The organism is Flavobacterium galactosidilyticum, assembly GCF_020911945.1.
Lineage (GTDB): Bacteria > Bacteroidota > Bacteroidia > Flavobacteriales > Flavobacteriaceae > Flavobacterium > Flavobacterium galactosidilyticum.
In genome coordinates, this window is the sequence record NZ_CP087135.1 from 2,006,656 (window position 1) to 2,020,520 (window position 13,865).

Annotated in this window: 13 protein-coding genes; 5 read left to right on the plus strand and 8 right to left on the minus strand. The window is 33.6% G+C overall.

All coding sequences use genetic code 11. The annotated features are described in order from the left end of the window. The first annotated feature begins 139 nt into the window (after positions 1–139). Entirely contained in the window at positions 140–1,216 is a 1,077-nt protein-coding gene (gene prfA, locus LNP27_RS08830; protein ID WP_229941280.1) for a peptide chain release factor 1, read from the plus strand. Positions 1,217–1,305: 89 nt separating this feature from the next. Here the strand turns inward: prfA and LNP27_RS08835 are convergent, their stop codons facing one another. From LNP27_RS08835 to LNP27_RS08855, 5 genes are all read right to left on the minus strand, one after another. Then, positions 1,306–1,650 carry a hypothetical protein gene (locus tag LNP27_RS08835; RefSeq protein WP_229941281.1) on the minus strand — a complete coding sequence of 115 codons (345 nt, stop codon included), beginning with the start codon at positions 1,648–1,650 and terminating at the stop codon, positions 1,306–1,308. Between the two features lie 266 nt (positions 1,651–1,916). Further along, the gene (locus tag LNP27_RS08840) at positions 1,917–3,701 is read right to left on the minus strand and encodes a sensor histidine kinase (protein ID WP_229941282.1); all 1,785 of its coding nucleotides are present in this window, start codon (positions 3,699–3,701) and stop codon (positions 1,917–1,919) included. Position 3,702: 1 nt separating this feature from the next. Next, complete coding sequence (locus LNP27_RS08845) at positions 3,703–4,149, minus strand: response regulator (RefSeq protein WP_229941283.1); 447 nt, start codon at positions 4,147–4,149, stop codon at positions 3,703–3,705. Between the two features lie 16 nt (positions 4,150–4,165). Next, positions 4,166–4,726: a helix-turn-helix domain-containing protein gene (locus LNP27_RS08850; RefSeq protein ID WP_229941284.1), complete on the minus strand. Its 561-nt coding sequence runs from the start codon at positions 4,724–4,726 to the stop codon at positions 4,166–4,168. A gap of 273 nt (positions 4,727–4,999) precedes the next feature. Next, entirely contained in the window at positions 5,000–5,155 is a 156-nt protein-coding gene (locus LNP27_RS08855) for a hypothetical protein (protein ID WP_229941285.1), read from the minus strand. 88 nt (positions 5,156–5,243) lie between these two features. Here LNP27_RS08855 and pyrF point away from each other — a divergent pair, with 88 nt between their 5' ends. Together pyrF and LNP27_RS08865 are read left to right on the plus strand one after the other, a co-directional pair. Then, the gene (pyrF, locus tag LNP27_RS08860; protein WP_229941286.1) at positions 5,244–6,062 is read left to right on the plus strand and encodes an orotidine-5'-phosphate decarboxylase; all 819 of its coding nucleotides are present in this window, start codon (positions 5,244–5,246) and stop codon (positions 6,060–6,062) included. Positions 6,063–6,144: 82 nt separating this feature from the next. Further along, positions 6,145–6,948: an ABC transporter substrate-binding protein gene (locus tag LNP27_RS08865; protein WP_229944055.1), complete on the plus strand. Its 804-nt coding sequence runs from the start codon at positions 6,145–6,147 to the stop codon at positions 6,946–6,948. On the opposite strand, the gene LNP27_RS08870 is transcribed toward LNP27_RS08865, so the two are convergent. Further along, positions 6,943–7,080 carry a hypothetical protein gene (locus LNP27_RS08870; protein WP_229941287.1) on the minus strand — a complete coding sequence of 46 codons (138 nt, stop codon included), beginning with the start codon at positions 7,078–7,080 and terminating at the stop codon, positions 6,943–6,945. The genes LNP27_RS08865 and LNP27_RS08870 overlap by 6 nt on opposite strands. Before the next feature lie 106 nt (positions 7,081–7,186). Between LNP27_RS08870 and LNP27_RS08875 the strand changes: the two genes are divergently transcribed. After that, positions 7,187–7,972 carry an alpha/beta fold hydrolase gene (locus tag LNP27_RS08875; RefSeq protein ID WP_229941288.1) on the plus strand — a complete coding sequence of 262 codons (786 nt, stop codon included), beginning with the start codon at positions 7,187–7,189 and terminating at the stop codon, positions 7,970–7,972. A 329-nt stretch (positions 7,973–8,301) separates the two neighbouring features. On the opposite strand, the gene purU is transcribed toward LNP27_RS08875, so the two are convergent. Both purU and LNP27_RS08885 read right to left on the minus strand, forming a co-directional pair. After that, on the minus strand, positions 8,302–9,156 hold the full coding sequence (purU, locus tag LNP27_RS08880) for a formyltetrahydrofolate deformylase (RefSeq protein WP_229941289.1): 855 nt from the start codon (positions 9,154–9,156) through the stop codon (positions 8,302–8,304). Positions 9,157–9,194: 38 nt separating this feature from the next. Then, positions 9,195–9,899, minus strand: coding sequence for a DUF4197 domain-containing protein (locus LNP27_RS08885; protein WP_229941290.1), 705 nt, complete (start codon positions 9,897–9,899; stop codon positions 9,195–9,197). Between the two features lie 275 nt (positions 9,900–10,174). Here LNP27_RS08885 and LNP27_RS08890 point away from each other — a divergent pair, with 275 nt between their 5' ends. Beyond that, complete coding sequence (locus LNP27_RS08890) at positions 10,175–13,627, plus strand: methylmalonyl-CoA mutase family protein (protein ID WP_229941291.1); 3,453 nt, start codon at positions 10,175–10,177, stop codon at positions 13,625–13,627. The last annotated feature ends 238 nt before the right edge of the window (positions 13,628–13,865 follow it).

A 13,865-nucleotide genomic window follows, 5' to 3' on the forward strand; every position in this document is an offset into this window, starting at 1 on the left:
ATCCTTTTCCTTGCTGGTTTCAGCAAGGAAAAGATAGAGCGGATAGCAGGAAACAGCTCCTAAAAAAACTTGGAACTTTAAACATTATACTTTAAACAAAAATTTTGTATTTTTGCACTCCAATAAAAGGATTAAGTATATGTTAGATAGACTTCAAATAGTAAAACAACGTTTCGATGAGATTTCGGATTTAATCATTCAGCCAGATGTAATCTCGGATCAGAAGCGTTATGTGCAATTGAATCAAGAGTATAAAAGTTTAAAAGCTTTAGCTGAAAAACGCGATGAATACGTAGTGTTGATGGCGAATATCGATGAAGCAAACGAAATAATTGCGGATAATAGTGATGCGGATATGACCGAAATGGCCAAAATGCAACTAGACGAAGCAAAAGAGAGATTACCAGCGCTGGAAGAGGAAATCAAATTTATGTTGATCCCTAAAGATGCAGAGGATGCTAAAAATGTAATGGTGGAGATTCGTGCTGGAACGGGTGGAGATGAAGCGAGTATTTTTGCAGGTGATTTATTTCGTATGTACACAAAATACTGTGAAAACAGGGGTTGGAGAACTTCGGTTGTGGATATGAATGAAGGAACATCTGGCGGTTTCAAAGAGGTGATTTTTGAAGTTAGCGGTGAAGATGTTTACGGAACTTTAAAGTTTGAAGCGGGTGTTCATCGTGTGCAACGTGTACCACAAACGGAAACGCAAGGTCGTGTGCATACATCAGCAGCTACGGTTATGGTGCTTCCAGAAGCGGAAGAGTTTGACGTGCAAATTGATATGAATGATGTGCGTGTTGACTTTTTCTGTTCGTCAGGACCAGGAGGACAATCGGTAAATACTACAAAATCTGCCGTACGTTTGACACACATTCCTACTGGATTAGTAGCACAATGTCAGGATCAAAAATCGCAACATAAGAATAAGGATAAAGCTTTTGGTGTTTTACGTTCTCGTTTGTACGAACAAGAATTAGCTAAAAAGCAAGCTGAGGATGCTACAAAACGTACTTCGCAAGTAAGTTCAGGTGACCGTTCTGCAAAGATTCGTACCTATAATTATTCACAAGGACGTGTAACGGATCACCGAATTGGAATGGACGTTTTTGATATGGATGGTGTAATGAACGGAAAAATCCAGAAACTAATTGACGAATTACAATTAGTTAACAACATGGAAAAATTAAAAGAGGCTAGTGAAGTATTCTAAATTTTAGAACGGCTTAATTTTAAATAAAAAACCAGCAAAAAGTACTTTTTTTGCTGGTTTTTATGCTTAATGTCAAAAAACTAACCAATTCATTTATTTGCATTAAACATTTGTCTGTTTTCTGTTTTCTTTTGAAATGCTAGATTACTCAGCGCTTCATACTTTTCTGTTGCGGGATTGATTTTATCATCGAAAATTGTGATGTCCTCTAATTTGTCAATTTCAGTATTTAGTTCTTTCGACTTTTCTTCAAAATCTTTAGAGATTTCGTTCCAATTCTTAGTAATATTGGTAGTTTCTTGACTAGCAATGGAATCTACAAACTTTACATAATTTTTAGTTATGAGTTCCGCTTTTTTTTGCTGATCACTTTTACACGAGGAGAAAGTAATCAGGATTGTAAAAAAGCTTAATAGCGCTGCTATAGTTTTCATGTTGATTTTATTATATTTAAAATACTCAGGCTACTTCAAATGAAGTTGTACTAGAACCTTTGTATAGGACTAATTTTAATATGCAAAGTTCCTATTTTGAGTAGGATTAGGTGTTATAGGAATTTGAAAATATATTATAAAATTTAAAGGTGGGGTAGTTTTATAATATGATTTTTCTGCTGTAACGTTTGGTTTCTCTACACGACTCTATTTTGTCTATTGAAAATGTACAGCCATTACTAATAGATTGCAAGTAGTGATGCTTTTTACGCTACAGGAAGGTAAATAATAAATGTTGAGCCTTCGCCAAGGACTCCTTTTGCGAAAATAAATCCTTTGTGGTTGTCTATAATTTTTTTGCAAATAGCAAGACCAATTCCGGTTCCATCATATTCGTTCTTATTATGTAGCCTATTAAAGAGTATGAAGATTTTTTTAGCATATTCTTGCTCAAAACCTATTCCGTTATCATCAAAGGTTATCTTGTGGTATTTGTTATTATTCTTAGGTAAAAACTCTTCATCAACATCAATAATTTGAGAATAGTTTATGTTGATAATTGGAGCAATGTCTGCTTTGCTGTATTTTAATGAATTGCCTATCAAATTTATAAATAACTGCTGTATCTGAAAAGGTATGACCGCTAAAGTTGGTAAATGATTGCTTTCTATAATTGCTTTTTTATCCTCAATAATCTGTACTAATTCTTGTTTTGCGTTTTCAAGTAAACAATTTAGGTCCTTTTCTTCAAAGATATTTTCAATTTTTTTAGTTCTAGAAAATTGCAATAAATCTTCAATCAGAATTCGCATTCTATTTGTTGATTTCTGTATGCTTCCCACATATTGCTGACCAGCAGTCGATAAATTCGCAAAATCTTTAGTTATTAATCTAGAAAGAAAAGTTTCTATTTTACGTAAAGGCTCTTGTAAATCATGACTAGCAATATAATTGAAAGCAGTTAATTCTTTATTGTTGCTTTCTAATTCTCTGTTGCGTTCCTCAATTAATATTTTAGACTTAACTTCCTCGGTTATATCTCTGGTCGTACCTACATAGGTTTTGTTTTCATCAGACGTATGAACCACTTGCCCCATTCCTTTAAAGTAGCGTATCACACCATCTTTTCTCACAACTCTATAGGTAAATGGGGGTAGATTACTGTCGTGAACAGCATTCTTGGTGCTCTCAATAACAAAGTCTAAATCGTCTGGATGAACAAATTTCAAATATTCCTCCTTACTGGCTTTAAATGATTGAGGTTCGCAGCCCAGTAGCCTATATTCATTATCAGAAAAAGTATATTCGTTGGTTTCGAGATTTAATTGCCAGCTTCCAAAACTCCCTACTATTTCCGATAGCTTACTAGCCTCAATTGCTATAGAAAGTGTGCGAATAGTTTCTTTTAGTACTACTAAATCCCTATTCATCTTGATAAATGCAATAGTAATTAGTATTAGCGTTACTATTAGCGTTAAATAGATAAATATTGGGGTATAATTCATTGTGGCAGTATAATCGATCTGCCTATTTTTTAAGAGGTTATTTTGTGTAATAATCATTTCTTCCATTTTAAATCGAATGGAATCCATGGTTTGTTTACCAATGATTAAATTAGTCCGAAACGTTTTTTCATCAAACTCATTACGCTTCATCAGGTGAAGCGATTTAGAAAGATAATTTTGTCTTTTGTTGATAAAATAGCGAAGCTTTTTTAAATTGCTTTGCTGTGTTCTACTGCCAGAAGTTAAAAATTCTACTCTTTTATAAGATTCTTTTATTAATGCAGTAGAATTATAATACGGTTTTAGAAACTCATCGTCATTGGACAAGAGGTAGCCTCTTTGCCCAGTTTCAGCATCTTTTATGTAAGAAATTAAACGTTCTAATTCAATATTTACTTCATAACTATTATTTACATACGTTGCCGATTTTTTTAAAACTGTTATATGCTTGAATGTAATACCACCTATAAAAAATATAATCGCTACCGAAATGACGAAAGTTATTTTTAGGAATAATGGTGATTTATGAACCTGGAATTGTTTCATTTTACATTCTCATTAAGAAATTTTCTTTGTTTAAGCCAGAAGTGTGGTATTGCCAATTGATGGTTACTATTTCTGAAAGAATCTTTTTTAATTTTTCAAAATCATTTGGTTTTTTTATGTAAATATTCGCACCATTTATAAAAGTTTCTTCTATATGGTCCTCTGAAGAAGAAGTCGAATAAATTGCTATTGCTATATCATTTAACTTTTCATTTTGTTTGATTTCCAATAAACATTCAACACCATTCTTTCTAGGCATGTTTAAATCCAGAAAAAGTACATTTGGCAAAATAGAATCGTCATCGTTTAAATAATCCATTAAGGCTACACCATCATTGAAAGTTTGCACTTTAGTATTTATTCTTAATTCATCGAAAGCTTCTGTAAAAAACAATCTATCATCTTCATCATCGTCTGCAAGGCAAATGTTTATGTATTCGGTAGTCATATTGGTAACGGTTTAGCTATTGTTTTTTATTTGATAACTCTCTTCTTTTTGCTATTATTCGCTGAAAAGCAGACGGAGTCATTCCTGTTGTATGTTTAAATTGTGTGCTCAAATGGGCTACACTAGAATAATTTAATTGAATTGATATTTCAGTTAGATTAAGCGGCGTATTGATCATTAACTGTTTCGCCAGCTCGATTTTTTGAATAATAATAAAGTTTTCAATAGAAGTATAGGTTACTTCCGAGAAAACATTAGATAAATAAGCATAACTAAGATTTATTTTATCCGCTATATACACGGAGCTTTTTATGTTTAATGGTCGGTCACTGTGAACCATTTCAACGATGGTGTCTTTTATTTTCTGAACCAAAACACTTTTTTGATTCTCAACTATCTCTATGCCATATTCGCTAAAAGCACTAGTCAGTTCCGCAATTTTTGCAGAAGGCACTTTTTCTAGGAAATTGAATTCACCAAAACCAACAATATTATATTTAAATCCTAGTTCAGATAGCTTTTCCTGAACAATTTTTTTGGTGAGTTGCACATAGTCAAACTTCAAATATACTTTCATAAACCTTTGTTTAAAAGTAAAGATATAAAAATGTTCCATTTAAATGCATTTTCATAAATAGTAGGTGAACTAATTTTTGCGAGTTGTATTCGTATTGCAATCTGTTTATTGAGCCGTTTCTATTTATTTGGACTTATTGTTTATTGATTATAAGGCGTTTAGTTTGTGTATTGTGCGTTCGGTTTCTTCCTTTTTTTAATTAGACAGTTGTTAATTTTATTTTTTTTTAACATTAATTTTACTTTAACATTCGCTAATTTTTCACAAAAAGTACTATTTTTTGTAAGCAGAAATATTTTTGTAATTTACAATATTGTCGATTGGAATAGGATTAGATTTTGCTATAATAATTCTATTGTTTTTTTTGATCCAAATTAAATTATTGATTACTGATGATGCCAATTCATATTCAGAAATCGTAGATTTCATTATTATAGTACAACTGCTATAATTTTATTTGAAAATTTCAAGGGTTATCGAGAGTATGTTTGTAATTTTGCCGCACAACTACATAAACATGACAACACAACAACTAATTGAGCAAATCAAAATCAAAAAATCATTCCTAACTGTAGGATTAGATGTTGATTTAAGTAAAATCCCTACGCATTTATTAGCAGTAGAAGATCCTATTTTCGAATTCAATAAAGCAATAATTGATGCAACGCATGATTTGTGCGTTTCTTACAAGCCTAATACCGCTTTCTATGAAGCCTACGGTATAAAAGGCTGGATTTCACTGCAGAAAACAATCAATTACATCAACGATAATTATCCTGAAATATTCACCATTGCTGATGCAAAACGCGGTGATATTGGCAATACTTCTTCTATGTATGCCAAAGCTTTTTTTGAAGATTTAAATTTTGATAGCGTAACGGTTGCGCCATATATGGGTAAGGATTCTGTGGAGCCTTTTCTAGCTTTCGAAAATAAACATACCATTATGTTAGCATTGACTTCTAATGAAGGCGCCTTCGATTTCCAGACTTTAAATGTGGATGGAAAAGAAATGTACAAGCAAGTGCTGGAAACTTCTAAAACGTGGAAAAACTCAGAAAACTTGATGTATGTGGTAGGAGCAACTAAAGCTGAATATTTTACTGAAATCCGTAAAATTGTACCCAATAGTTTCTTACTAGTTCCAGGTGTTGGAGCACAGGGAGGAAGCCTTTCAGAAGTATGTAAATACGGAATGAATACTAATGTTGGATTGTTGATTAACTCTTCTAGAGGAATTATATACGCTTCAAATGGTACTGATTTTGCTGAAAAAGCAAGAGAAGAAGCCATGAAAATTCAACAAGAAATGGAGCAAATTTTATCTAAAGTTTAAATTTTGCACTAACTTTTAAACTTTGTGTCTAAGCGACTTTGCGGCAAGAAGCAATGTGTTTAAAAACTAATAAAAATTGAAAGTGAAAACGGTAGTAGATCAAATAGGCACTTCGCATTCCTTTGAAACTTCGCCCAAGCGAATCATTTCGCTTGTTCCATCTCAAACGGAATTGCTTTATGATTTAGGTTTAGAAGATATGATTGTTGGAATTACTAAATTTTGCGTGCATCCATATCACTTTAAATCAACCAAAAAAAGAGTTGGTGGAACTAAAAAAGTGCATTATGAAAAAATCAGATTGTTACAACCTGATATAATTATTTGTAATAAAGAAGAAAACACACAAGAAATAGTTGAAGAATTGCGCAAGATCTGCACGGTTTGGGTAACTGATATTATTACAATTGAGGATAATTTTAAAATGATTACCGACTTTGGTCAAATCTTTAATTGCAGAACTGAAGCTCAAAAGTGGAACGACAAATTAGCTTTTGGATTAGAGGACTTTAGAAATTTTATCAAAAATAAGAGTGAATCCAGGTGGAAAAAAGTCGCCTATTTTATTTGGAAAGATCCTTATATGGTAGCTGGAAATGACAATTTTATAAATGAATTATTAAAATTAAATCATTTTATAAATAGCTATCAAGACAAAGGAAGGTATCCGGAAATTGAGCTCGAAAATTTGAAATTAGAAAAGGATCTTGATTTGATTTTTCTTTCTTCAGAACCGTTTCCTTTTACGGAAGAGCATGCTTTAGAAATTAAAAAGTATGCTCTTCATGGTAAAACGTTTCTCGTTGATGGCGAAATGTTTTCTTGGTATGGAAGCAGGTTGCTAAAAGCGTTTTTGTACTTTAAAAAACTGCATCAAGAACTATAATTCACAATCTTCAAGAACTAATTCCTCTTGTTTAAGAGTTGTTTCTTGCACTTCGAAATTTACTTCTGCAAGCTTTTGGTATTCTCTTTTCAATTTTTCTATTTCACTTTCCTCTTTCAATAATCCTTTCATGGTGTAATTTTTTTGCAAATTTACGTTTTACAATTATAAAACAATCTTTATTTTTTGTTAAGATTGGCTTTTAGATTTAAAGTTATATTTTTACAAAAAAAAAGACGTGATTAATTATTCCATTTATGAAAATAAAAACAGTGATCAATGGGTAACATTTGTTCACGGTGCTGGTGGTAGCTCGTCTATTTGGTTCAAACAAATTCGGGATTTCAAAAAGCAGTACAATGTTTTGCTACTCGATTTACGCGGTCATGGTGAATCAAAAACTTCACTGAAAACAGCTTTCAAACAAAAATATACGTTCTCGGCTTTGGCCAATGATATTCTAGAAGTACTTGATTTTCTAAAAATAGAAAAATCGCACTTTGTAGGTATTTCGCTAGGCACGATTCTAATACGACAGTTAGCTGAAATGTATCCTAGTCGAGTTCAGAGCATGATTATGGGTGGCGCGATCCTAAAAATGAATTTTAGATCACAAGTCTTAATGCGATTGGGGAATATGTTCAAATATGTATTACCATACTTAGTTTTATACAAATTTTTTGCATTTGTAATTATGCCTAAAAAAAGTCATAAACAATCGCGATTGCTATTTATAAATGAGGCTAAAAAATTGTACCAGAAAGAATTTATAAAATGGTTCAAACTTACGGCTGAAATAAATCCAGTGCTAAAATGGTTTCGCCAAGTGGAATTAAATATTCCTACTTTATATGTAATGGGAGAAGAAGACTATATGTTCCTGCCATCAGTACGAAAAGTAGTGGAAAATCATTATAAATCATCACAATTATTTGTAATAGAAAATTGCGGCCACGTTGTAAATGTGGAACAACCTAATGCTTTTAATGCTGCGGTTCTTTCCTTTATAAATACTACTAAATAAAAAAATGCCCACATTTAAAAAATGCGGGCAATTCTTTAACTAACCAAAACCAAAATAATAAATAACCAGTTTATTACTCTGCAAAGGTCAGACATAAGTCGGCATTTTGATGTTAATAATATGTTATTACTTTGTTGCACATAAGTTAAGTTTTTTTAACAAAATTGTACTATGCTTGTTGAGTGGTTTTTAGCAGTGAGACAATCTCAAATTTTGATCAAGGTTATTTGTTTAAATTTTCTAAAATTGGAATTTTGTAAGTGAAAACAAGTTTTCCAGCTAAAAGAAAGCGTAGCTACTAGTAAAAAGGAAATGGTACTGTCATATATTTAATAAAACACCACAGTTTTATTGTCATAGACCATTACTTTTCTTTCAGAGTGTAATTTTATTGCTCTTGCTAAAACGGTTCGTTCTAGATCCCTTCCTTTCATTATAAAATCATCAACTGAATTGATATGTGAAACTCTAGCGATATCTTGTTCGATTATTGGGCCTTCATCTAGTTCTTCGGTAACATAATGGCTCGTCGCACCAATGATTTTTACGCCCCGCTTAAATGCTGAATGATACGGTTTTGCTCCTGGAAAAGCGGGCAAAAACGAATGGTGAATATTGATTATTTTATTCTTGTATAGTGAAATCAAATTTGGCGTAATGATTTGCATATAACGGGCTAATACAATAAAGTTAATTCCGTATTTTTTTAATAATTCGGTTTGTTGTTTTTCGCCTACATCTTTGCAATCCTTTGTAAAAGGAACATGATAAAACGGAATGTTAAATTGATCAGCAATAGGTTTTAAGTCCATATGATTGCTTATAATCAACGTGATTTCTATATTTAATTCACCAGCACTTTGACGTCCTAAAATATCGTACAAACAGTGATTGTATTTAGATACAAACAAGGCCATTTTTGCTTTTATTTCTTTGTCGTAAAAGTTCCAAGTCATACCAAAATCTTTAGCGATGGTTTGCTCAAAATCGGTTTTTATGGAGTCTAAAGAAATAGCGTTATTTGTAAATTCGCTTTCTAGACGCATAAAAAATACATTTTGCTCTATGTCAACATGCTGGTCGATGTAAGTAATATTTCCTTCTACCTTTGAAATGTAATTTGTAACTGCGGCAATAATCCCTTTTTGATCTTTACAGTGGATAAGTAGCGTAATTTTTTGCATTTTAGTTGGTTGTTATTTGCGATAAATAAATGAGATATCTATTTATCCTGCATTGCGAAAACTTTTTGCAGCAGCACCGAAGTTCTGGCATTTATATTAGTTCTGATGTTTTTTTCCTCTACTGCGACCATTTTAAAAACGCCATTCATCGCTTGATTGGTAACATAATCCGTCAAATCCGGATTCACTTTATTCACTAATGGAATGCTATTGTATTTAGTAATAATATTGGCCCAAACTTTATCAGCACCCACTTTGGTAAATGAATTTTTAATCACAGGATTAAATTTTCCGTACAAAGCGGTCGAAGTGCTATTTTGTAAATAGCTAGTCGCTGAGTTTTGACTTCCCATCAAAATACCTCTCGCATCTGCAAATGACATGTTTCTCACCGCATCGACAAATATGGGAGTTGCTTCTTTTACAGCATCTTCTGCGGCACGATTCAACACTTTCAGACCTTCATCAGCTAATGAATTTAGGCCTAGTTTTCTCAATCCTGAATCTACTTTTCGTAATTCTTCAGGCAATAAAATTTTCACTAATTCATTTCGATAAAAACCGTCGGTAGTGGTCAATTTAGTTACTTGTTTCGAAATTCCATTATTCAGGGCTTCCTTTAGCCCTCCAGCAATATCAACACCGCCAATTCCTTGCGTCTGTGGAAATTGATTCATTACTTGTTGCATTTCTGCACAACCAGATAGAGAAACAGCCACCATTAACATCAAAACCTTTTTCATCGTAATTTGTTTTATTATTAGTTCGCCTTTTGGCATTTGTAAAAACACTGCTTATTCAAAAACGAAGCCATAGTTTTTTTAGGAGCAGAAATCTTGTCTTTTTCATCACTTTTACTCCCGCTTTCAGCTGTATTCTCGCTGAAAAGGCAAGGGATGCCGCTACAATCAGGGCTAAATAACAAAAATCTTTGGTATTTATGAACAAGCAGTCAAAAGTTCAAATAATTTTTAAAATAAAATTGTAAATTGCACACTTAAATTATCATATTCATAAAATGGAACAACAAAAACCATATATCCCTATTAATAAAGTAAGAATTGTAACCGCAGCAGCCTTGTTTGATGGCCACGATGCCGCAATTAATATCATGCGTCGAATTATTCAATCTACTGGTGTCGAAGTCATTCATCTAGGGCACGATCGCAGTGTAGAGGAAGTAGTTAATACGGCTATTCAGGAAGATGCTAATGCGATTGCAATCACTTCATATCAAGGTGGACATAATGAATATTTTAAATACATGTATGACCTGCTTCAAGAAAAAGGAGCGCCACAAATAAAAATATTTGGAGGTGGAGGTGGAGTAATTCTGCCTTCAGAAATTGCTGAATTGCAAGCCTACGGAATTACTCGTATTTACGCACCAGATGATGGGCGTGCTATGGGATTGCAAGGAATGATCAATGATTTAGTGCAAAAATCTGATTTTCCTACCGGCGATAAATTAAATAATGAGGTCGACGAACTAGCATCAAAGAATCCTACAGCAATTGCACGAATTATATCTGCGGCAGAGAATTTCCCAGAGATAGCAAAGCCTGCTTTAGAAGCCATTCAGAAAATAAATGAAAATTGCTCTATACCAGTACTTGGAATCACGGGAACAGGTGGGGCTGGAAAATCTTCATTGGTAGATGAATTAGTGCGTCGTTTTCTGATTGATTTTCCAGAAAAAACAATCGGTTTAATTTCTGTAGATCCATCAAAGCGTAAAACGGGAGGAGCATTATTAGGTGACAGAATCCGAATGAATGCAATCAATAATCCTAGAGTTTATATGCGTTCGTTGGCAACACGTCAATCAAATTTAGCTTTGTCAAAATATGTTGCTGATGCCATACAAGTAATCAAAGCAGCGAAGTATGATATTATAATTCTTGAAACTTCAGGTATTGGTCAATCTGATACCGAAATTATGGACCATTCGGATGTTTCTTTATATGTGATGACACCTGAATTTGGTGCCGCAACACAATTGGAGAAAATCGATATGCTTGATTTTGCTGATTTAGTAGCATTAAATAAATTTGATAAACGAGGTGCTTTAGATGCCATTCGAGATGTCAAAAAGCAATACCAACGCAATCATAACCTTTGGGATGTAAATCCAGATGAAATGCCTGTTTTTGGAACAATTGCTTCGCAATTCAATGATCCAGGAATGAATACGCTTTACAAAGCGATTATGGATAAAGTCCATGAGAAAACAAATTCTGATTTGAAATCTACAATCCAAATCACGCGTGAAATGAGCGAGAAAATTTATGTTATTCCGCCACACAGAACTCGTTATTTGTCAGAAATTGCCGAAAGTAATCGAAAATATGATGATACTGCGGTAAGTCAAGAACAAGTTGCTCAAAAATTATATGGAATTTTCAAAACACTAGAAACGGTTTCTGGTAAAGTACCTACAATAAATAAAACCGGAATTGATGATGATTCGGTTTTGCCAAGTGCTCTAGAATTAGAAAAACAGGGCGCTACTGAAAATAAAATTTTCCTTAATCTTTTACTGAATCAATTCGAAAAAGTAAAAATGGATTTAGATCCTTACAATTGGGAAATCATATTGACTTGGAATGAGAAAGTAAATAAATATAAGAATCCGGTTTATACCTTTAAAGTTCGTGATCGCGAAATAAAGATGGCGACGCATACTGAATCGCTTTCGCATTCTCAAATTCCAAAAATTGCTTTACCAAAGTACCAGGCTTGGGGCGATATTTTGCGATGGTGTCTACAGGAAAATGTTCCTGGAGAATTTCCTTTTACCGCAGGTTTGTATCCTTTTAAGCGTGAAGGCGAAGATCCTTCTCGCATGTTTGCGGGTGAAGGTGGACCAGAACGAACCAACAAGCGTTTTCATTATGTAAGTGCTGGATTACCGGCAAAACGATTGTCAACAGCTTTTGATAGTGTTACTTTATACGGAAATGATCCACATATTCGTCCTGATATTTACGGGAAAATAGGTAATGCTGGAGTTTCTATCTGTTGTTTAGATGATGCGAAAAAGCTATATTCCGGTTTCGATCTGGTTCATGCGATGACTTCGGTTTCGATGACAATTAATGGACCAGCGCCTATGTTGCTTGGATTTTTTATGAATGCGGCGATAGACCAACAATGTGAATATTACATTAAAGAAAACAATTTAGAAAAAGAGGTTGAACTTAAAATCAACAAAATATACAAAGAAAAAGGGGTAGAGAGACCACATTATCAAGGGGATTTACCAGCAGGAAATAATGGTCTAGGTTTGTTTCTTTTAGGAGTCACGGGAGATCAGGTTTTACCTTTGGAAGTGTATAATGAAATAAAAGCAAGAACCTTATCGCAAGTTCGTGGTACTGTTCAGGCGGATATTCTAAAAGAAGATCAAGCACAAAATACCTGTATTTTCTCCACTGAATTCGCGTTGCGATTGATGGGAGATGTACAGGAATATTTTATTGCTAAGAACGTTAGAAATTTCTACTCAGTTTCAATCTCTGGTTATCATATTGCCGAGGCAGGAGCAAATCCAATTACACAGTTAGCTTTCACACTTTCTAATGGTTTTACTTATGTGGAATATTATTTGAGTCGTGGAATGAGCATCAATGATTTCGGACCTAATTTATCATTCTTTTTCTCAAATGGTGTAGATCCTGAATATGCTGTAATTGGTCGTGTGGCGCGTAAAATTTGGGCGAAAGCCATGAAGAATAAATATGGCGCCAATGAAAGAGCGCAGATGTTGAAATACCATATTCAAACATCGGGACGTTCTTTGCACGCACAAGAAATTGATTTCAATGACATTCGTACCACTTTACAGGCTTTATACGCCATTTATGACAACTGTAATTCTTTGCATACCAATGCGTATGACGAAGCGATTACTACTCCTACAGAAGAGTCAGTACGTCGTGCTATGGCGATTCAGTTGATTATTAATAAAGAATTAGGTTTAGCCAAAAACGAAAACCCAATTCAAGGTGCTTTTATCATCGAAGAATTGACTGATTTAGTTGAAGCAGCTGTTTTAGCAGAATTTGATCGAATTACAGAACGTGGTGGTGTACTTGGGGCAATGGAAACCATGTATCAAAGAAGTAAAATTCAAGAGGAAAGTTTGTATTATGAAACTTTGAAACATACCGGTGAATTTCCTATAATAGGAGTGAATACTTTCTTGAGTTCTAAAGGTTCTCCAACAGTGATTCCAGCCGAAGTAATTCGTGCTACAGAAGAAGAAAAACAATACCAAATCACGATGTTAGATCATTTGCATAAAGCAAATCAGGATAAAGTGGACGAACAATTGAAAATCATTCAAGAAGCTGCTATTAAAAATGAGAACCTATTTGATCATTTAATGGAAGCAACTAAAATTTGTTCTTTGGGGCAAATAACTTCTGCTTTATTTGAAGTAGGTGGCCAGTATAGAAGGAATATGTAAGCGATTCACTCATTTTTGAGAGATCTTTTTCAGGGAATTACTAATTTAAGTAACCAAAAATAAAAAGCTAAAACGACCTTATTAAATAGGATGTTTTAGCTTTTATTTTATGATAAATCTAGTTTTAAATAGTAGTAGTAAACGCTAGTGTGAAGGACTGTTTTTGCGTAAGGGATAGCAGCGAAAATCCCACGCTTTTGGGCGTGGATTGCAGCGAATAGCCTGACCCCGCTGAAAC

Excerpts from the sequence above, each read along its gene's own strand:
- LNP27_RS08890 (WP_229941291.1), top strand. The coding sequence starts at position 10,175 with ATGGAACAACAAAAACCATATATCCCTATTAATAAAGTAAGAATTGTA.
- prfA (WP_229941280.1), top strand. The coding sequence starts at position 140 with ATGTTAGATAGACTTCAAATAGTAAAACAACGTTTCGATGAGATTTCG.
- LNP27_RS08870 (WP_229941287.1), bottom strand. The coding sequence starts at position 7,080 with ATGAAAGGATTATTGAAAGAGGAAAGTGAAATAGAAAAATTGAAAAGA.
- LNP27_RS08855 (WP_229941285.1), bottom strand. The coding sequence starts at position 5,155 with ATGAAATCTACGATTTCTGAATATGAATTGGCATCATCAGTAATCAAT.
- pyrF (WP_229941286.1), top strand. The coding sequence starts at position 5,244 with ATGACAACACAACAACTAATTGAGCAAATCAAAATCAAAAAATCATTC.
- LNP27_RS08840 (WP_229941282.1), bottom strand. The coding sequence starts at position 3,701 with ATGAAACAATTCCAGGTTCATAAATCACCATTATTCCTAAAAATAACT.
- LNP27_RS08885 (WP_229941290.1), bottom strand. The coding sequence starts at position 9,899 with ATGAAAAAGGTTTTGATGTTAATGGTGGCTGTTTCTCTATCTGGTTGT.
- LNP27_RS08845 (WP_229941283.1), bottom strand. The coding sequence starts at position 4,149 with ATGACTACCGAATACATAAACATTTGCCTTGCAGACGATGATGAAGAT.
- LNP27_RS08850 (WP_229941284.1), bottom strand. The coding sequence starts at position 4,726 with ATGAAAGTATATTTGAAGTTTGACTATGTGCAACTCACCAAAAAAATT.
- LNP27_RS08835 (WP_229941281.1), bottom strand. The coding sequence starts at position 1,650 with ATGAAAACTATAGCAGCGCTATTAAGCTTTTTTACAATCCTGATTACT.
- purU (WP_229941289.1), bottom strand. The coding sequence starts at position 9,156 with ATGCAAAAAATTACGCTACTTATCCACTGTAAAGATCAAAAAGGGATT.